This window comes from Alkalibacterium kapii, from assembly GCF_007988865.1.
GTDB classification, from domain to species: domain Bacteria; phylum Bacillota; class Bacilli; order Lactobacillales; family Carnobacteriaceae_A; genus Alkalibacterium; species Alkalibacterium kapii.
Window position 1 is genome coordinate 17408 of the sequence record NZ_BJUY01000019.1, and the last position, 20295, is coordinate 37702.

The window sequence follows — 20295 nt, forward strand, 5'->3', positions numbered from 1 at the left end:
AGAGGCTCATATCAGCTTACTCAAATGAAAAGGTTTGTGAGTCCGTCGAAGTGGGGCGCATATCAGTTAACTGAAACGAAAAACCGCTTGAGTCCGTTGAAGCGAGGCGTACATCAGTTAACTGAAACGAAAAACCATCTGAGCACGCAGATGTCAAGAGTACATTAGTTAACTCAAACTGAAAACCACTTCAGTTAACCGATGACAAGCTTAAAAAGATGAGGCGAAACAAGAAGTTTAGGGCGACGATTGTATTTCGGTATAAAATAACTTCGATTTAAGGTAAAATGGTAATGAGTCTGAAGGAGGATTTTTAATGAATAATCAATCATTGTTTTATGAAAGTGGAAAACGCGCAGTACTATTGTTTCATGCCTTTACAAGTACACCTAGAGATGTAATCAGTTTAGCAAGAGCGTTAGAGCGCGCTAACTACACGGTGTATGCCCCAGTCTTTTCTGGTCATGGTACAAGTGACCTGGATGACCTTTTCAACTATTCAATTAAAGACTGGATAAAAGACGGAGAAGATGCTGTCGCATTTTTAAATGAAAAAGGATACGACGAAATCGCAGTGTTTGGTTTATCACTGGGTGGTGTCGTCGCGACACATCTCCTGTTAAACGAGGAAGCGACAATCGGTGGCGGAACGTTTTCTGCTCCAGTTACAACAACGTACGACAATCATGTAACGGATAGCTTCCTTGCATGGTACAAAACAGTTAAGCGAACGAAAGGATATGAAAGAGACGAACTTGCCGGATTAATGACTAAAGCCGAAATCGAACTGAAAGAAATGTTTGATGAACTAAAAGCTTTCGTATCCAACATGGAGAAACAGTATCCAACCCTTGATAAAAAGATATTTATAGGACAAGGTGAAAAAGACGAACTAATCGAGCCAGATACGGCACGCATATTCAGAGAGTCATTAGACCAGGCGGAAGTATCGATTAAACTATACGAAAATGGCGAACATGTCATCACAACAGGAAGTGTAGGGAAAAAATTGCAGACACATGTCTTGACTTTCTTATCGACGCTTAACTGGGATGGAGGAGACAATTGAGTAAAAAGCAAAGTGGAAATTTAAGTGAAGAAAAAGAACGCAAAGCACTAAAGAAGAGTATTCTTTCATATATGGAAGAAGAGAACAAAGAAGCGATGGAAGTAAACAAAATCAGCGAAGGTTTAAACCGTTCAGGAGCAAAAGATTTCAAAAAACTTGTGAAAGCCATCGTTGAACTTGAAAGAGAAGATAAGATCGTCCTTCTACAAAATGGAAAATTCAAATTAAAGAATGGATCAGAAGGAATGACAGGACGTTTCAGCGGGAACGACCGTGGTTTTGGCTTCGTAACGATCGAAGAATACGATCAGGATATATTCATTCCGCCTACTGAAACGAAATCTGCATTGAATGGAGACTTAGTAAAAGTAAAAGTCACCCAGGACGCTTTACCGCAAAAAGACAAGGGACCGGCTGGAGAAATCGTTGAAATCATTGAACGTGGAATCGAGAACGTTTTTGGAGAATTTACGCCGTATCCAGAGAATGAAGTGAAAGCAAGCGGACTTTATGGATATGTTAAACCTAAAAACCAGAAAATGCCCGAGTTAATCGTGGAAGTCGAAACAAAAGGCATTCGACCGGTTGATGGCAGTATCGTTCAAGTCGAAGTGACAGACTTTGCTTTCAAAGGTGAAGTAAATCATCTAGCTGGTATCGTTACTAAAACGCTTGGTCACAAAGATGAACCAGGGATCGAAATCCTTACAATCGTTCATAAGCATGGTATACCAAGTGAATTTCCTGAAGAAGTCATTGAAGAAGCTAAAAATGTTCCCGACAGTATCTCAGAAAAGGATCTTGAAGGGCGTAAAGATTTGCGTGACGAAGTTATTATAACTATTGACGGTGCGGATGCAAAGGATTTAGATGATGCTATTCAAGTGAAACGACTGGAAAACGGAAATTACTATCTGGGTGTGCATATCGCAGATGTCAGTCATTATGTTACTGAAAACAGCGCTATGGATACCGAAGCATATGAACGTGGAACAAGTGTCTATCTGACAGATCGTGTCATTCCAATGCTGCCGCAACGTCTGTCGAATGGCATCTGTTCACTGCATCCTGATGTCGATCGACTGACACTGAGCTGTGAGATGGAGATCAACAAGTCAGGCAAAGTAGTGGATTATGATATCACTAAAAGTGTCATCAACAACCACTACCGTATGACGTACGAAGCTGTAAACGATATATTGGAAAATGACAATGCAGAGCTTAAAAAAGAATACAGTGAAATCGTAGACATGCTGAAAGATATGGAAGCTTTACATCATATCCTTGAGAAAAAGCGTGTGAACCGTGGCTCTATCGATTTTGATACCCATGAAGCTAAAATAAAGGTAGATGAAACAGGTTTTCCAGTAGATATTATCCTCCGTGAACGGGGTGTTGGCGAGCGTCTGATCGAGTCATTCATGCTTTCAGCGAATGAAACAGTTTCTGAACATTATGCCAAGCAGGATCTGCCGATTTTATATCGTATTCACGATAAGCCGGATGAAGGAAAAATGCAGCGTTTTATTGAATTCGTCAGTGGCTTTGGCATCAACGTTAAAGGACTGAAGGATTCAATCAGTCCTAAAAAGCTTCAGAATATCCTGGACAAAGTAGCCGGTACACCTGAAGAGGGCGTTATCAAAATGCTCCTGCTTCGTTCAATGCAGCAGGCTAAATATGACGTCGTACCAATCGGACACTATGGTCTGGCGGCGGAATATTACTCTCACTTCACCTCACCGATCAGACGTTACCCGGATTTGATCCTTCATCGACTGATCCATTACTATGATGAGGTCGGAAAAGGTCAAAAAGCAAAAAATCACTGGAATGCTAAATTGCCGGAAATCGCTGAGCGCAGTTCAATGACAGAGCGTCGCGCAGTGGATGCCGAACGTGAAACGGACGAAATGAAAAAAGCAGAATACATGTCCACTAAAATTGGAGAAAAGTTCCAAGGTGTTATTACTTCAGTTACAAACTTTGGCCTATTCGTTCAACTTCCTAATTCAGTCGAGGGACTTGTGCACATTTCAAATATGAATGATGATTACTACGAGTTCAATGAGCGAGAACTGCTTCTGATCGGTCAGCAAACAGGTAATGTATACAGGATTGGACAATCGGTCGAAGTCGTGGTAACGAATGCAGACAAAGAGACTTATGAAATCGATTTTCAATTAGTTGAAGACGAAGAAACAAAGGCAAAGCGTGAAAAGAGTAAAAAAGAAAAGCAAGATAAAAAGAGAAAGAAAAGCAATAAGCCTAAAGATCACAGAAAAAAATCATCGCGCAAGAAGGATGATAAGAAAGGTTCAAGTAAACGCAGGAAACGACGCAAATCAAAGAAACCTAAAAAATAAAGAAAAGGAGGAGTCATATGCCTCAAGGACAAGGTAAACTGATAGCACAAAACAGAAAAGCACGTTATGAATATACGATCCTGGATACGATCGAAGCAGGTATCGTTCTGCAGGGAACAGAAATCAAGTCGATCCGTGCAGGACGAATCAATCTCAAAGACGGTTACGCAGGTATTCGTAAAGGTGAAATCTGGTTATATAATGTGCATATCGCTCCATTTGAAAAGGGAAATCAGTTCAATCATGATCCAGTCAGAACACGTAAGCTGCTGATGAAGAAAAAGCAAATCGATAAACTGATCGGGGAAACAAAACAAGGTGGCGTAACACTGATTCCTCTAAAAGTTTATATCAAGAACGGTGTAGCTAAAGTCTTGATTGGCTTGGCTAAAGGTAAAAAGCAATACGACAAGCGGGAAACGATCAAACGGCGTGACCAGGAACGTCAGCTGAGACGAGCAGTAAAAGATAATTATTAAGATTAATATGTATGAATCGAGAGTGGTTTAATGCTTACTCTAGATCACAAAAAATGTAAAAGCTATTTCAAGTAACTTTATCGCTAAAGCTCTCGTAATTTGTTAGAATGAAAGAAGAGGAACAATGAAGGAGAGAAAAGTAATGGCAAATAAGGGTGTCACCATATATTTCGTCCGTCACGGCGAAACGTACTTTAATTACTATGGACGAATGCAGGGCTGGAGTAATATGCCTTTGACAGAAAATGGCATAGAAGACGTACGCCGCTGTGGGCGAGGATTAGCAGATGTTAAATTCAATGCTGTGTACACGAGTGACCTGAAACGTACACAGGATACGGCAGAAATCATTCTAGAAGAAAATGGTCAAAGCGAAACAATCAAAATGAATCCCATGCCTGAATTTAGGGAAGTTTTCTTTGGCTCCATGGAAGGGATGTACGGTTCAGAAGCCTACGACAAAGTGAGAGAACATTTGGGTTATGAAACTGAAAAAGAATTGTTTAACAAGACAGACGTCCCTGAACGAATGGATGCTTTTAGAGCGATCGACCCTGAAAACCATGCAGAGGACTTTATGATGTTCTGGTCTCGCGTAGAAAAAGGTCTGATCAAACTAATGGATCGGCACAAATATACGGGAGAAAAAATCTTACTCGTTGCTCACGGTGGAACGATCCGTTACATTTTACAAAATCTTATTCCAGACCTTGATGACACAGAAAGTCTTTTAAATGCTAGTGTATCAGTTGCTAAATATGAAGATGGCCTCTTCCATATAGAACGTTATAACGATGTCTCACATTTCACTGATGAAAAATAATCAATAACAAAAAGTCTTGTATCCTTTTTGTTCGGATTCTCTTTTTCATAAGAGATCTAAACAAAGGAACAAGGCTTTTTATTTATAAAGATATGTGATTAGTGTACATAGTTATAAATGAGTTAAAACTTAATGGACATAATACTCACCAAAATTAAATTTCTTTTATTGTATTTTCATGATACTTTCTGAAACAAGGTAGCTATTTGTGATAAGATGAGCTTGAATTCATTAAATAAATGAAAGTTATTATAGATAAGGGGAATGATTATGTTAGAAAGAGAACAATTTACGTTTAAAGACTATACCAATAAGGTACTAGCGGGCACAGCAAGCGGTATCGTTATTGGGTTGATTGCCAATGCTATTTTAGGAGGAATTTTTAAAGCACTCATTCCGTATGGTACCATTTTTGAAACATTAGCCATGATTGTATCGACTATGCAGTTTTTAACCCCGGCGCTGATTGGTGTTCTAGTCGGAATGCAGTTCAAGTTGAATCCAATGCAAAGTGTGATCATTGGTGCCGCATCCTTTTTAGGTTCAGGTGCCTATGTAGTGACAGATGCAGGGATCGTTTTAGTTGGAATCGGAGACCTAGTCAATGTGATGATCATCTCAGGTCTTGCTGTGTTTGCTACACGTTTTTTAGAAGGGAAACTTGGTTCTTTAACCTTGATTTTACTCCCTATTATTGTAGGAGCCGGTGTGGGAACGATTGGTATACTGATCTTGCCTTATGTCAGCCTCGTGACTACAACAATCGGCAATGGAATAAACACCTTTACACAGCTTCAACCACTCGTTATGGCAATACTTATTTCTGTAGCCTTTTCAGTTCTGATTATTTCGCCAATCTCTACAGTAGCCATTGGTATAGCTATAGGAATATCAGGACTAGGAGCCGGAGCTGCAGCAGTTGGGATCACAGCTTGTACCGCAGTTTTAGTTTTCGGTTCACAAAAAGTGAATCACAAAGGGACAACTTTAGCTATCCTCTTGGGAGCGATGAAAATGATGATGCCAAACCTCGTTAAGCATCCAAGAATCGTCATTCCAATCATTGTTAATGCAGTATTTTCTGGTATAGGGGCTTACCTGTTCAGCATGCAAGGTGTACCAGAAACAGCTGGTTTTGGCATCGTAGGCTTAGTAGGCCCAATACAGGCAGTAAATATGGGGTCAGCACTTTGGATGGTCATTCTGGCATACTTTGTGATTCCATTTGGAGGAGCTTTAATCGTTGATGTATTATTTAATAAAGTACTAAAAATATATGAGCACGACATCTTTAAATTCGTACCCGCTACAAACTAGTATAAAAAGGAGAAATAATTTATGAAAATAGCAATTGCAGGATCAGGAGCTTTAGGATGTGGATTTGGTTATCATTTACAAAAAGGTGGCGCTGATGTCACTTTACTGGATAATTGGGAACAGCACATCAAAACGATCTCTGAAAAAGGTTTGACCATTTCCGTCAATGGCAGTAAGGATAATCAGGAGATGGACATTTGTAGACCTCATGAGTTGAAAGAAAAAATGGATGTCATCTTCGTATTCACGAAATCAATGGGGCTCAAGTCAATGATGGAAAGTATTGAACATATCATTGGACCGGATACTAAAATCGTCTGTTTGTTGAATGGCTTAGGACATTTAAAAACTCTGGAAAAATATATAAATCGAAAAAATATTATCATGGGGACCACCGTTTGGACGGCAGGTATCGATGCACCTGGACATACGCACTTTAACGGTCAAGGGCCTGTTGAAATACAAAACAGCGACCCAAGTGAAAAAGAAGCGACCATTGAAATCGTTGATTTACTTCAAAAAAGCGGACTTAATGGTGAATACAGTGAAAACGTTAATTTCACTATTTGGCGTAAGGCTTGCGTAAATGGCACTATGAACGCTTTGTGTACGATATTGGATGCGAATATTGAGGAAGTTTTTGCCACACCTACGATTGATTCCATGCTGAGGAATATTATTAAAGAGTTCGCTACAGTAGCTAAACATCAAGATAACGTGACACTTAACGTCGAAGAAACCATTTCGTATCTTAAATCATTGGCTGATAAAGTAGGCGCACACTATCCATCAATGCATCAGGACTTAAATAATAACCGTCCAACTGAAATTGACTTTTTAAATGGAGAAGTAGCTGAAGCCTCTAAAAAACTAGGCCTTGAAGCACCTTATTGCCAGCAGATAACTGATTTGATACACGCTAAAGAAGCTATCTTAGGTATTACTACAACGAAAGTTAAATAAAAACTTAGAAGAAATATATGATCTGCATCAGTTGATTTTGGTGCAGATCTATATTTTTATGCTAGATGGTCCCATTTTAAAAGAGGCTCATTTAAAAAGTAGTGCCTGGAAATGAACAAATAAATAGATCAACGCTATTAAAACTTTAATAGAGTTTACCAAAATACTACTTTCATTCATTTGATTTCTTACTTTATGGCTTATTTATCGATTTTTCATGCCTTTATTTTAACACCATTAAAACTCAAACTGCTGGATATTTTTAAATAACCAGCAGTTTGAGTTTTATGTTCTTATTCTTCTATAATGGCAAAAACTGTCCGGCCATTTCCAGGCTTTTCCATCAATTCTTTATGTGCTTCAACCGGTTCATCTAAAGTGAATTTTTTTCCTATCAGCGGTTTAAGAATCTCATTTTCCAGGAAACTAACAATCCCATGGAATGCTTCATTTCTTGCTTCTTTCGTCATGTGCGAAACATTTACTGCCGTTATATACGCTTCATTCCCCATTAGATTTCGGGGAGTAATTTCAATTGAAGCTCTACTACCAACGACAACAATGCGACCATATTCAGCAATGACTTGGGTATCTATTTCTAAGTTCACGTTAGCAAGCATTTCAATAACAACATCGGGCCCATTTCCTTCTGTGTACTCGGTTAATTCATATTTGTTTTCATATGTCAGATGGTTCATCGCATAATCGGCACCGAGTTCAAGTATTTGTTCGCGTCCTTTTTCTGTACTTGATGTGCCAATAACTATTGCGCCAATCGCTTTTGCCATTTGAATAGCTAGACTTCCAACAGCACCACTTGCCCCGTGAATTAAGATATATTCGCCTGCCCGAATTTTTGCCCGCTGAAACAGTGATGCATAAGCTGTGAAGGCAGGGATTCCTAAGGCTGCTCCATCCATCATCGAACAATTATCTGGTAGCCGATGCACTCGATCAGCATCTGCTACTACTTTTTCCGCATAAGTTCCAGTATTTCTTTTAGCTGTCAACCCAGCTAAAAATACCCGGTCCCCTACTTTTAATTCACTAACTTCTGGTCCTAATTCTTCAATTAGGCCTGCTGCATCATATCCAGGTACATAAGGAAAGTCAAGCCCTTTCCCTCCATCTTTTGATCCATTGATTTTATAAGACTCATTCGGATTTAATCCTGTAACATGTATTTTTATTTTCACCTCATGCGCACCCGGTGTGGGCTCTTCTATTGATGCGGTTTCTAAAACATCAGGTCCGCCAAACTCATTAATTACTACTGCTTTCATTCTATTCCTCCTAAATATTGGTCTATTTAAGTTTAACACTGAACGGATTTTATTTCTTGATTTTTGTTTAGTTCCCCCATTCATTCATTGCCATCTTAAATTCATCAACTTTTGTAACTATCTTCTAAATTAATAGGTGTCCCCTCAGTGAACGTGCCTTTCTGAATTACTCACGGATTGTTCCACTCTCTAAAGTGTATTAAATTTAATAGTCTCAATCTTATTTAATATAATTTCTTGTAAAAAAATCTTTATCTGATTAGTTCTAGTTTGAAAAACTTTTAAATTTGAAGCGATCTCTTGTCGCGGATATTAATAAGTTACTATTCTCTACTTCTAATCGCTTATTTTTATTATTATAATTTGGAGATTTTTATGTTGATGTTGAGCTGAAAAAAGAAACAGTATGATTAGAATACGTTTAGTCATACACCACAAACACGAGAAGATAAACTAGAGAAACAAGAATTAAATTAAAATCTTCAATGCTTAAATTTTGACTGTTAAGTGAGCTTATGCGAAATTAAGGTTAGTAAATAAGAGAAAGGGGCAAAATTAATGAGTGAAGAAACTAATAATGGTCGCGGTAATTACTTCGAAAAAAGAGCAGGAACAGATGACGCCCGTTTTCATGTGGTAACGGGCGAAGATACTCGGTGGGAAGTCAAAGAAGAAGGGGTTCGCGAAGCAGTATACACAACTGATGATAAAGACGAGGCCTTAGAAGAAGCCAAAAAAAGAGCCGAAAAAAACCAGTCAAAAGTCATCGTACATGGTGAAGACGGTAAAATCGAAGATCAAATCGAGTATAATCAGTAGAATCAAAAAAAGAAGAGAAGCACCGGTTTAAAGGCGCTTCTTTTCTTTTTTAGTGTATGGAGTTGAGGGGAGTCGAACCCCTGTCCAGACGTATCGACACTCAAGTATCTACGTTCATAGTTTTACTACTTAAAGTTTCGCTCAGCATCAGCCGTAAAACGGGCGTCATGCGTTGCTAGTCTGATGATCTCTTCTTAGTCTTGCAGACGGAAAGACTAAGCGTATCCCACTTATTATAGGACCCGATACCGAGCACATGGGCGATGCCGGTCGGATCACGCTAAGCTGTTTTTACGCAGCTAAAGCGTAGTTGTTGTTATTATTGTTTGCAGTTATATTTAACTGTGACGTTGATACGCAGTCTCGTCACCTGCGGAACGCAACCCAAGCTCAATCTACGCCTGTCGAATCCGTAACAACCCCGACATAATAGATAGAGCCTTTCTTGACTCTATAAGTATTATAGCATACCTCTATAAAAAAGAAAAGTGTGTTCGCTTATTTTTTGTAAGTTTTAATAGATTAAAAGATATATTATATCAGTTAATACGAACAGTGCTTGGTCATATTAGACTGAGCGCTTTTATTTTGGAATACGTTCTGAGTGATAGCCAATGAGGATAAATAAAAAGATATGAATTGTTCTGTCTTTTGCACTTTAAGATAATTTGATATTTTTGATAATGATCAACACTACAAAATAGAAGGAGACTCTCAATTGATATTACTGAAATTATATGACAGTAAAAGCCGGTAAATACTGACAGGACAGGTTTACCGGCTTTTTTATTTAATATGAGGCAGAACTCTGCAATTCTAGTGATACTAAATAACAGTGAAAAGTTAGTAGTCCATATGAATGGAAAAAGTAAGCATTATAATCAAACAGGAACTGCATAATACAGTATGGCAGCAATGTTTGATTTAACGAAAATATTGATCTAGAAACAAGTGATCTTCAGAGACTTTTTTGAATGATTTAGTTTCCTCATCGAATTCCAATACGGCAATATCTCCGTAATTCTCAGAGTATGTATCAGTACTAAACAAAACGATTCTATTATTACCTAAGTTAACGACTTCTAAACCGCCATTTATCGAAACATTATCATTTGAAGATGAGGAGGGATAAGTACTAACAGAGATGACAGGATCTTTGGTTATTACAATAACCAAGATAATTAGCAACAAAATAATGATTAACGGATTTAAAATTTTCAATTTAGAGTCCATGTTACACCTCCTTTTGCCTGAACTTGGCTGTATAAGCTATATCTTTGAATGATTAATATGTATTGATAAATCGATTATACTAAGATTCAAGTGCAGCATCAAATATATTTAAAAAGGCCGAACGATAATTTTTTATTCTTGTTTTACTATCTTAAAATCTAGAAGCATATTTTCCAGTAAAGCCAATCGCTCATTATTCGTTTTCTAACATACCTACCCTCATATTTGCTGAAGAAGATTTACTAAATCCAAAATAGAAGCTTTTCAGATTTGAAATAATACATATACTCATCCTGGTGAAAAACTTCCCCGTCCTTCTGGGCATATTGACCTGAATTAATATGTACTGTCGCTTCTTTAGTTTGAAAAGAATAAAGTTTGGGATGGGACAGATGTGTTTGCTTGAAAAATAGTTTGGAAAGGATAGAAATTAAATCTTTTACGTTTACATTATCAGCAATCAGGATGTCAAGCTGGTCATCTACTCCAGAAGCTTGGGGTACGATGTTTATACCTCCTCCAAAATATGGGTTGTTGGCAACTAAAACCAGTTGAGCTTGATCGAATACATGTACACCGTCGTCTAAAGTTAACGTGAGCGGAAATTTTTCCTGTTTGAGAAAGCCTGAAAAAATACTGAGCGCATAAGCATACCCTCCAGCTTTTTCCTTCTTACCCTTGGAGTCAATGAATTTTCCAATTAAACCATCGATCCCAAAGCCGATACTATTCACCGCAAGATGTTCTGTTTGATTTTGTGTCGCTAGGATAACAGAGCGTTCTTTTGCGCGTTTGACAGAAAATAAATGAAAGAGAGCTTCTTCCGTATCAAAGGGAATGACGTTAGCCCGTGCAAAATCATTGCCAGACCCTGCTGGGATATAACCGATTGGATTGTTAAAGCAGTATTTAGAATAAAAAGTTACAAATTGATTCAGGCTACCATCACCTCCAACCACAACTATGATATCGGTTGGTTGTATTGTGTTTTTTAATTGAGAAAGCAAGGTGTCAAGTTGTTCAATGCTTTCAGTAACTAAAAAGTCATAATCAACTTTGTGTTTTGGCAGCAGAACAAGTAATTTTTTAAAGACATCATGGCTATTTCGTGATTGTTTGTTGATGATGAAATAAAAAGAATGCATCGATCGGGACCTCCCTGTCTGTTTCTATAGGGTTAAGTATAGCTTATAGACAGTCATCAAGAAAGCTAATTATTGAACCGCCTGGAAATTTAGAATTCATGATGAATAAGGTTGTCGTCGAATGAAATCCTTTGCTGTTGATTAATGCAGTTCATTACGATTTTTTTAGTACTTAATTCTCCTAAGCCGTATTTACATTCTATATCAACTCGTCACTGTGGTATACTTTATATGAATACATAATCAAAAATCTGTAGCAGGGAGTGAATCATTTGAAGAATCTAAAGCTTGTGCTGACTTCAATTTTTCGGCTGTTAGTGATCACTGGAATTATATTACTCACATATTTAGTTGTTGGGGTAGAACTTGGAGCAATCATTTTCATTGCTGGTTCTATTCTTTTACTGATTGTTTTTATTATGGCTTTAATAGGTTCAGTGAAAGGCAAGTCACGGGTATTTAAAAAGGCGGGTCGTTTCAAACTTGTGTTGATCCTTACAGATACCGTGGCAGCCATGCTGATACTGTTGGTGGCTTTTTCGGTAACTACTTTAGTACAGGAAGAAGTCGGGCTACTGTCAGCAAAAGATAAAATAGCGATCGTACGCAATGCTTTTTCTTCAGATAAAAACAAAGTCAATGATTTTACTCAAGCGTACCCCGTGCTTGAAACAGATAATATTATCTTTCGTTACCATCCAGACACCGAAAAATCAGTGGAAAAAATGACAAGTATATTTACAGCTGTTGAGGATATGGAAAAAGATATCTACGGGAAAGCAGTTGATAAAAGTGAACCGCTCGAGGTGATCGTCCTAAGAGATGCGGATGATTATTTTACTTTGAATCCAAACGCAGATACAATGGAAGGTGGGCACTATAACTCCTATTTTAAACGTGCGATGCTCTATGAAGATGACGTATCAGAAAATCAGGAAAATTTTCATATCCTTGAAGTATTTGCCCATGAATACAGTCATTATCTGATGGATATATTTTTGGAAGAGGAAGACTTGGATTGGCGCGATGTTCCTGTCTGGTTCGATGAAGGCGTCGCGGAATTGATGAGTTACCGTACGGTCCCTGCTCATATGCTGCCTGAAGGAAAAATATTCGATACATCTTTTCTTGACTTGCATACACACGATGAGTGGGACAAGTCCGAATCAAAAGTGGATACCAGGAATTATGATCAGTCTTATCTTGCAGTTTTATATCTGTTAGACAGTCAGGATGGTGACCTTTCTTTTATTTCTGATTTACTGAAACAACAGAGTGAAGCTTCTGATTTTGAAGAGGCATTCAATAAAATGACTGGAACCGAACTGGCAGCTCTTCATGAATCGGTTTCTTGGATAGAAAACAAGCGCAGTCTAGCATGGGATTCTTGGTCAATGGAAAGTGATTACGAGGAAGCTGAAGTTCTTTATAAAGAAATATTACAAGAACTCCCAGCGCATAGTGATATTTTACAGAATTATGCAATGATGCTTGAACAAAGCCAGAACTGGGATGCTGCGATAAAAGCACGTAAAGAGCACACTAAAGTAAATCCGACTGCAAATAGTTTATTGAATTTGTCTTATATGCTTCTTTTTACTGATTCAAAAGAAGCTTTGACTCAAGCCACTAAAGCAGTGGAAGCCGCAGAAAAAGAACCATACGACTACTTGGACTTCTACGAACAGTGGATGGAAGATGCCGGACATTATCATCAGTTGATGAAAGAAAACCGCCCACAAGAGGCGTATGATTTTATTATGGAAAGTGAGCATGCTGATTATTTTTTTGATATGTAAAAAATCAAGTCACAGTAATATAATGCAGATCAAATTGAGATATTAAAGTTGAGAGTCAAAAATTATCATTATTTAAAGAAAAAGGAGCCAAAAAAGTGAAACCAAAGGCATTAGTATTTTTTGATTTAGATGGAACGCTGCTTAACAATGAGTCGACAGTGGATGATGAGGTAAAGGAGGCGCTGGTTCAGCTTAAAGAAAATGGTGCTGTTCCATTTATAGCAACAGGCCGTAGTCCTCTGGAGATCCAGCATGTATTAGAAGACACAGTGATCGATTCTTTTATTACACTTAATGGACAGTATATCCAGTACGAAGGTAAGGAGGTTTATAGAAATACTATTCCCAAGTCACTTGTAAAACGATTGAAAAAAATGACGGCTGAAAATGACATGCCACTTTCTTTGTACACTTCGGATAAGATACGAGCGACAAAATATAACCCTACCCTGAAGAACGCCTATAATTTTATCCATGAAAATCCTCCTGAAATCGATGCTTCTCTTGGAGAGAATGATGATATTTTGATGATGCTGATCATTAATGAGGATGCGACTTTGGATAAGCCTTATTTAGAAGCATTTCCCGAGTTATCTTTTTATCGCAACACACCTTACAGTATGGACACGATCACCAAAGGCCATTCCAAAGCATCAGGTATCGATGCCTTGCTTGAAGCGATCGATATGAAGGACGTTCCCCTGTATGCGTTTGGAGATGGTTCAAACGATAAAGAAATGCTCGAACGTGTGGATTATGGCGTAGCAATGAAAAATGGTGTTGATGAGGTCAAAGAAGTCGCTGATTATGTCACGTCTGCAAATACAGAGGGCGGTTTGATTGAAGGACTAAAACATTACGATCTGATTGACTGATTTTTTAATAAAAGAGACTGGATAGTCAATATTCCGGTCTCTTTTTACTAGTTTAAGGTAAAAATACTCCAACTGATTAAGATAACGCATTAGCACAAGCAGCTGGCAAGCATTTATCGTTCACTTCTTAAGATAAAGCTCAATCTTAAGCAGTTTTCCAATATGAAAGCGAAACTGCTTAAGGAAAACTAATATATTCTGAAATCAATAAAAATAGCCTGCACCAAATGTTTCGGTGAGGCTCTTGGTTCTTGGTTTACTACTTTAGAGAATTATTCAGGCCTAAAGGATCGTATTTGACTTTCATACCTAGAGGATAATGCTGAAATAATTGAGCAAGAAGTTTAGGATCCTGACTCGTCACAGTGAGGAGTTCAGTTACTTGTTTAATAAGCTGAGCGTGTTCATAAGTGCTTTTTTTGGCTTCGGTTTCTTTATAGCGTGTCAGCTGATCTAGTATATAGTGATAATCGCGTACAAATCGTTCGAAATCTGATTCTCCCTTTAAAAAAACAGACTTAATGGCCTTGTTTTTTTCATGGAGACTAAGTGCATATTCTTTGGGGGTCATCCCGATTGTTTCAGCATAAGATTCAAAATCCATCAAATCATTATCTACTTCATCTGTCATAAAATCACCTCTATCTGCCTGGTCTTCACCAAGCAATAATGTCACACGTCACTGCAAGATATAAGTATATGGCTATTCAAATCAAAAGTAAATATACAAGCGTCAACGATTGTAGAAATAAAAAATGTTGTTCACAACTTTGACACGGTTTGTTGGTTTCATTTTGTTTAGTGGAAAGACCAGGAGCTCTAGTTTCATTCCTTGATATCTGCAGTTTTTTAAAGGGCACTCATTTGTTACGAATATGTGAACAATTATTAAAATATAAAGTGAAATGAATAAAAGATAGTGAAAAAATTACTTGAAATGAAAGCGGATTATCAGCTGTAAAATTTTCGTAATGCGAATATTAAAGACGAGACCGCTGTAATATGTTCGTAATTAAACTGTAAGCTGTAAGGTTTATCAATGAAACGCTTTCTTTTATTAATCTTTTATCAAGGAAAACTGTTGATAATAAATTAAAATTTACTCATAAATCAAAAAACCATTCATTTTAATCGCAATTACATTTATCATAGGAATAGAATGTATGAGGTTGGCTAAGTAAGAACTACTTTCTTCAGGTAGTTGTCTCAACATTTTAAAATATTTAGAAATTACAATGGAGGGTTACGTGTGGACGTACAACAAATGTTATTCATGTTCGCTGGGGGACTGGGTATCTTCCTGTTCGGACTAAAATACATGGGGGACGGTTTGCAAAAGTCTGCTGGAGACAGTTTGCGCAGTATCTTGAACCAAATGACCTCAACGCCGGTTCGTGCTATAATCGCCGGAATCGTTGTTACAGTATTGATTCAGAGCAGTTCCGGGACGACCGTATTGGCGGTAGGGCTGGTAAGCGCGGGCTTTATGAAACTCAAACAGGCGATAGGTGTCATCATGGGGGCTAATATAGGGACGACGGTTACAGCTTTCATCATTGGTATTGACATTGGTGCTTATGCTTTGCCGATTATGGCTTCAGGTGCTTTCTTGCTGTTCTTCTTTAAAAATGTAACAATAAACAGCATCGGACAGATCATTTTTGGATTTGGCGCATTGTTTTATGGTTTGGAATTAATGGGGGAAGGGATGTATCCCCTTCGTGAATTTCAGGCATTCAAGGACCTGATGATCAACATGGGTGATAATCCGATCCTGGGTGTTGGTGTCGGTACGATTTTTACATGGCTTGTACAAAGTTCCAGTGGAAGTATCGGTATCTTGCAGGAACTCTATTCTCAGGGACAGATTTCGATTGAAGGCGCTCTGCCCGTTCTATTTGGGAACAATATAGGGACAACGATCACTGCAGTTTTAGCAGCAATCGGTGCAAGTATACCAGCTAAGCGAACAGCAGCTTCGCATATCATTTTCAACTTAGTTGGTACGCTCGTTGTTTTACTTGCTATTAGACCTTTTACATCAATGATTGTGGCAATCACACCTATTTTCAACCTTAATCCAGCTATGCAGATTGCTGTCGCTCACGGATTATTCAACGTTACCAACGTGCTCATTCAAATGTGGTTCATCGGTTACTTGGCTAAAATCGTGACCAGTCTCATTCCTGGCGATGATGCAATCATTGAATACGATGCCTCTCATCTCGATTTTTCCATCATTACTACCGTGCCTTCTGTTGCTTTGAACCAGGCTAAGCTTGAAGTAAAGCAAATGGGTGATTTTGTACTTGAGGAATTTAAAGAGATGTTCAAGTACTACAAAAATCAGGATGAAACCAGCTTGTCCAACACATTACAGTTGGAAGAAGTGGTCAATGACATCGATACGCGTCTTACAGAATATTTAATGCATATCTCAGTAGAAGACTTGCCTGTAAAGAGTTCAACCGAACATACACAAATGATGGATATTACAAAATATCTCGAACGTATTGGTGACCATAGTGAAAATATTTTGAATAATATCAAAGAAGCAGCCAAGGCTCAGAAGAAATTAGCTAAAAAGTTAAATAGAGAGCCAGAGAAAATTTTCCACGATGACGATTTAATTGCGTTATTCAATCTCGTTGAAGAGAATATTTCTGACGCGATAACATCCTTTACTCAAGACAGTTATGTACTAGCGGGTAAAGTAATAAAGCGTGAGAAAGAAGTCAACCGTCTGGAAGAAGAGATTCGTAAGAAGTTCATTCAACGTTTGAACAGCGGAACGGGACTGCCATCTGATGGCATTCTGTTTGTAGATATTGTTTCCAACCTTGAAAGAATGTCTGATCACTCAGTTAAAATCGCCAAACACTCATTAGGTATAAGATATCCATTCCAGCAAGACTCAAAACGTCCACGTCATGCACGCGAAGTTGAAGGTGCAACAGAGACGAATTAAATAAAAAAAGGGAAGCGGCTGGTTTAGTCGCTTCCCTTTTTTATCAACGAGTTACCTAAATAAATACATTACTCAATGTTCCAAGTGATTCAATAGAGATATCTACACGATCTTTATCTTTGAGCCAAACTTGTTTTTCTTCTGGCTGCTCCAGTATAACCCCTTTTGGAGTGCCGGTAAAAATCAGGTCTCCCGGCATTAATGTCATGTACTGAGAAGCACAGCTGACAAGCTTATTTACATTAAAGAGCATTTCTTTTGTGGAACTGTCCTGGACCAGTTTACCATTAAGTTTGGTCTGAATAGATAGATTCTGTACAGAATCGATACTATCTTTTGTCACTAAAGCTGGACCGATAGGAGCGAAATTATCCATCGATTTCCCGATCAGCCACTGAGATGACTGGAATTGAAATCCTCGGTCTGAAACGTCATTCCCGATTGTATATCCAAAAATAGCTTCTTCAGCCTCTTTTTCACCAACATTGTTGATTCTTTTACCAATAACAATAACAAGTTCTGCTTCGTAATCTACTTTTTTTGCATTATTTTGTAACACGATCTCTTGTTCATGAGCAGCTAATGCATTTGGCAGTTTGTTGAAAAAAATAGGAGAAAGTGGAACATCGCCGCCTCTTTCTATTATATGATTCACATAATTCATACCTGCGCACAGAATTTTTTCTGGTTTTTTAATGAGTGGTAGATAATTTAATTCAGCTTGAGCGATATAATAGTCCTCTTTTTTTACATTCAATGCGTCTGCCTTTTCCATTGTCTGCCGAATTTGCTTTAAACCAACCTGACTGTTAGCGACTAATTCATCGATTGTTCTGGGAACCTCAGTATTTAAATGTTCCGCTAGCCGAAGAAGGTCCATCACATCACTATTTACAATAAGGCCTAATTTGTTTACTGATTCATACTTTTTTTTATAATTGACCAGCTTCATGAAAAAATCCCCTTTTATTTAATCCTTCCTTTTTAATTATAAATAGCTGATGAAATTTATCAAAAATAACGCTTGTGATTTTCTGTCAATAAATATCCAGACTTGCTCAATCGATATGTTTTTAGTAAACTGTTGATGAAGGAGAAAGTGGAGGAATCGATATGAGTAAAAGAAACAAAAACATTGAAGTAGAAATAAATGAAACCAAAAATAATACAGAAACCTATACTGAGTATGAACTAATCGTCAGAAAGAAAATTATCGGAACACTGCAGCAGGAAGGCGACGGTCCAGTGACTGTTATTTTTAAATCTGGGAAAAAACGCAGCGCCCAAACGATTGATGAAGGTGTCCAGATGATTATTGAGGAATATAACTTACATGATTAAAAAAAGCTAATACCTGATTTCAAAACACTTATTTTGGATAACAAAGTAAGTGTTTTTTATTTTTAGATGCTTCTCGATAGGGAGGAAACACTCAGTTATGCTATGATTAGAGTAAGTAAATCTCTGCGAAAGGACGTGTTCGTGTGGATAAAGTAGAACAAATCGGAAAAAATATTCCACGTAAAGATAAGTTGATACGTTTCATTAAAATTGCACAATCAAATTGGGAGAGAGCAGCTGTGACCCAGAGTGCGGCTGAAATGGCTTACTTTCTGCTTTTATCTTTGTTCCCGCTCTTGCTTGTCTTGGCTAATATCATTCCGCTTTTGCCGATCGATCCTAATGAAGTATTAAACATGACGGCAGATTTTGTTCCTCAGGATGTTTATGGTGTCATCGAACCAGTAATCAGAAATTACCTGGAAAGCGGCAGTGGTGGTGCCATTTCCTTTGGTTTGCTTGCAGCATTATGGTCAGCCAGTCGGGTCATTACGATATTGCGGCGTGTCCTAGATGAAGTTTACGGGTCGATTCAAACGAGTAATTTTATAATTGGTCGCATAGTTTCTTTGTTTACAATGATCGGTATCGTGCTTGTCATAGGTGCAGCTGTATTTGCTTTTGTTTTTGGTGATCAAATCCTTCAATTTGTTCAAGATACGATCGGAATAACCATTCCATTTATTCAGCAATTCCTGCTGTTAAGATGGGTCGTTTTAGTTGTTATTTTGTTCCTGGTTTTTCTAATCGTTTACCGTGTCGTTCCGAATCATCATCTGACTTTAAAGTATTCTTATCAGGGAGCCATCTTTGCAACAATCGGCTGGGTCCTTCTAACGCAAGGGTTCTCCATTTACTTGAACCTTGCAGGCGGCGATGCAGTTGCTAATGCAACGTTTGGCGCGTTCATTGCGTTAATGATTTTTCTATACCTGTCAAGTTTAATATTACTGTTAGGTGCCTTGATCAATGCAATGATATTCGAGTGGAAGAACTATATGTCTGTTCCTGAATACGAAAAAGCAAAACGTAATGAAAAGAGTCTTCAAGACTCAGACTGGACAGGTTATCCAAGTGAAGCAGATACGACGATCCTTAAACGAAAGTTATATAAAGTTGGTAAATTGAAAAAAGACGAGGTAAAAGAGTTTAAAGAAAAAAGTCCTGATGTTGAACCAGATGAATAAGGAATCACAAAGAATTTCAAGAAGAGCGATGTCGTCATATATCGCTCTTTTGTTTTTCTGAATAAATGAGTTATAATAACTGTGATGGAAAATGTATAGCGAGGAGACATGAAAATGACAATCAAATATCATGATAACGGAATTTGGATCGAGAAAATAAACGACACAGACTATAAAGTAGGCTTATCCGAAAAAGGACAGGATGATGCTGGCGAAGTGATGTTTGCTGAAATCGTTGAGCATAACGGATCTTTGACTAAAGGAGATCCTATCCTTAATGTCGAAGGAGCGAAAGCAGTAACAGAGTTGACACTTCCATTCGATGCTGCTGTGAAAGAGACACACACCCAGATTGAAGATGAACCAAGTTTGTTAAACTCTGAAGATAAAAGGGATAACTGGATTTTAGTGGTCAATGATGTCGACCCTGACGTATGGAATACCCTAGATACAGAAATGACTTTAAACAAGGAAGAATCTGAATAAAATAATGAAAAGAGCAGCCAGAACTGCTCTTTTTCTGTATAGTGCATCATACATGGAAATGCGTGCCCTTACTTTGGGATCGAAGCTACAAAAGGTTACGCAAAAGAAAAATGCGTGCCCTTTTTAGATAGGAGAAACTACG

The 20295-nt window shown here is 38.0% G+C and carries 18 protein-coding genes and 1 other RNA gene; 13 read left to right on the top strand and 6 right to left on the bottom strand.

The annotated features are described in order from the left end of the window. Positions 1-316: 316 nt before the first annotated feature. The 6 genes from AKA01nite_RS07020 to AKA01nite_RS07045 all read left to right on the top strand — a co-directional run bounded on the left by AKA01nite_RS07020 (position 317) and on the right by AKA01nite_RS07045 (position 7017). The gene (locus AKA01nite_RS07020) at positions 317-1069 is read left to right on the top strand and encodes an alpha/beta hydrolase (protein WP_146924611.1); all 753 of its coding nucleotides are present in this window, start codon (positions 317-319) and stop codon (positions 1067-1069) included. Beyond that, entirely contained in the window at positions 1066-3435 is a 2370-nt protein-coding gene (gene rnr, locus AKA01nite_RS07025) for a ribonuclease R (RefSeq protein ID WP_371860868.1), read from the top strand. Before AKA01nite_RS07020 ends, rnr begins: the two co-directional genes overlap by 4 nt. 17 nt (positions 3436-3452) lie before the next feature. After that, positions 3453-3914: an SsrA-binding protein SmpB gene (gene smpB, locus AKA01nite_RS07030; protein WP_146924612.1), complete on the top strand. Its 462-nt coding sequence runs from the start codon at positions 3453-3455 to the stop codon at positions 3912-3914. A gap of 142 nt (positions 3915-4056) precedes the next feature. Next, on the top strand, positions 4057-4737 hold the full coding sequence (locus AKA01nite_RS07035) for a histidine phosphatase family protein (RefSeq protein ID WP_246117005.1): 681 nt from the start codon (positions 4057-4059) through the stop codon (positions 4735-4737). A 270-nt stretch (positions 4738-5007) separates the two neighbouring features. Continuing rightward, positions 5008-6054: a PTS sugar transporter subunit IIC gene (locus tag AKA01nite_RS07040; RefSeq protein ID WP_186805131.1), complete on the top strand. Its 1047-nt coding sequence runs from the start codon at positions 5008-5010 to the stop codon at positions 6052-6054. 21 nt (positions 6055-6075) lie between these two features. Continuing rightward, positions 6076-7017: a 2-dehydropantoate 2-reductase gene (locus AKA01nite_RS07045; protein WP_146924615.1), complete on the top strand. Its 942-nt coding sequence runs from the start codon at positions 6076-6078 to the stop codon at positions 7015-7017. Between the two features lie 293 nt (positions 7018-7310). On the opposite strand, the gene AKA01nite_RS07050 is transcribed toward AKA01nite_RS07045, so the two are convergent. Continuing rightward, entirely contained in the window at positions 7311-8300 is a 990-nt protein-coding gene (locus tag AKA01nite_RS07050) for an NADPH:quinone reductase (protein WP_146924616.1), read from the bottom strand. 558 nt (positions 8301-8858) lie between these two features. Between AKA01nite_RS07050 and AKA01nite_RS07055 the strand changes: the two genes are divergently transcribed. After that, a complete protein-coding gene (locus tag AKA01nite_RS07055; RefSeq protein ID WP_146924617.1) occupies positions 8859-9119 on the top strand; it encodes a DUF2188 domain-containing protein in 261 nt (86 codons plus the stop codon). Between the two features lie 54 nt (positions 9120-9173). On the opposite strand, the gene ssrA is transcribed toward AKA01nite_RS07055, so the two are convergent. From ssrA to AKA01nite_RS07070, 3 genes are all read right to left on the bottom strand, one after another. Then, positions 9174-9542: a transfer-messenger RNA gene (gene ssrA / locus AKA01nite_RS07060) on the bottom strand. 501 nt (positions 9543-10043) lie between these two features. Continuing rightward, a complete protein-coding gene (locus AKA01nite_RS07065) occupies positions 10044-10352 on the bottom strand; it encodes a hypothetical protein (protein ID WP_146924618.1) in 309 nt (102 codons plus the stop codon). Positions 10353-10594: 242 nt separating this feature from the next. Then, positions 10595-11497: a diacylglycerol/lipid kinase family protein gene (locus AKA01nite_RS07070; protein WP_146924619.1), complete on the bottom strand. Its 903-nt coding sequence runs from the start codon at positions 11495-11497 to the stop codon at positions 10595-10597. A 272-nt stretch (positions 11498-11769) separates the two neighbouring features. Here AKA01nite_RS07070 and AKA01nite_RS07075 point away from each other — a divergent pair, with 272 nt between their 5' ends. Next, complete coding sequence (locus AKA01nite_RS07075) at positions 11770-13296, top strand: collagenase (RefSeq protein ID WP_146924620.1); 1527 nt, start codon at positions 11770-11772, stop codon at positions 13294-13296. A gap of 95 nt (positions 13297-13391) precedes the next feature. Continuing rightward, on the top strand, positions 13392-14171 hold the full coding sequence (locus AKA01nite_RS07080; protein WP_146924621.1) for a Cof-type HAD-IIB family hydrolase: 780 nt from the start codon (positions 13392-13394) through the stop codon (positions 14169-14171). Between the two features lie 259 nt (positions 14172-14430). Here AKA01nite_RS07080 and AKA01nite_RS07085 read toward each other — a convergent pair whose 3' ends face one another. Then, on the bottom strand, positions 14431-14802 hold the full coding sequence (locus AKA01nite_RS07085; protein ID WP_146924622.1) for a hypothetical protein: 372 nt from the start codon (positions 14800-14802) through the stop codon (positions 14431-14433). 618 nt (positions 14803-15420) lie between these two features. Between AKA01nite_RS07085 and AKA01nite_RS07090 the strand changes: the two genes are divergently transcribed. Beyond that, on the top strand, positions 15421-17139 hold the full coding sequence (locus AKA01nite_RS07090) for a Na/Pi cotransporter family protein (protein WP_146924623.1): 1719 nt from the start codon (positions 15421-15423) through the stop codon (positions 17137-17139). Between the two features lie 55 nt (positions 17140-17194). Here the strand turns inward: AKA01nite_RS07090 and AKA01nite_RS07095 are convergent, their stop codons facing one another. Further along, positions 17195-18091 (bottom strand): fumarylacetoacetate hydrolase family protein, encoded by an 897-nt coding sequence (locus tag AKA01nite_RS07095; RefSeq protein WP_146924624.1) that lies wholly within the window; start codon positions 18089-18091, stop codon positions 17195-17197. A gap of 161 nt (positions 18092-18252) precedes the next feature. On the opposite strand from AKA01nite_RS07095, the gene AKA01nite_RS07100 reads away from it, so the two are divergent. The 3 genes from AKA01nite_RS07100 (at position 18253) to AKA01nite_RS07110 (ending at position 20153) form a co-directional block, all read left to right on the top strand. Next, on the top strand, positions 18253-18480 hold the full coding sequence (locus AKA01nite_RS07100; RefSeq protein ID WP_146924625.1) for a DUF2969 family protein: 228 nt from the start codon (positions 18253-18255) through the stop codon (positions 18478-18480). Positions 18481-18623: 143 nt separating this feature from the next. Continuing rightward, on the top strand, positions 18624-19667 hold the full coding sequence (locus AKA01nite_RS07105; protein WP_246117006.1) for a YihY/virulence factor BrkB family protein: 1044 nt from the start codon (positions 18624-18626) through the stop codon (positions 19665-19667). Between the two features lie 114 nt (positions 19668-19781). Next, on the top strand, positions 19782-20153 hold the full coding sequence (locus AKA01nite_RS07110; RefSeq protein ID WP_146924626.1) for a glycine cleavage system H family protein: 372 nt from the start codon (positions 19782-19784) through the stop codon (positions 20151-20153). Positions 20154-20295 lie beyond the last annotated feature (142 nt).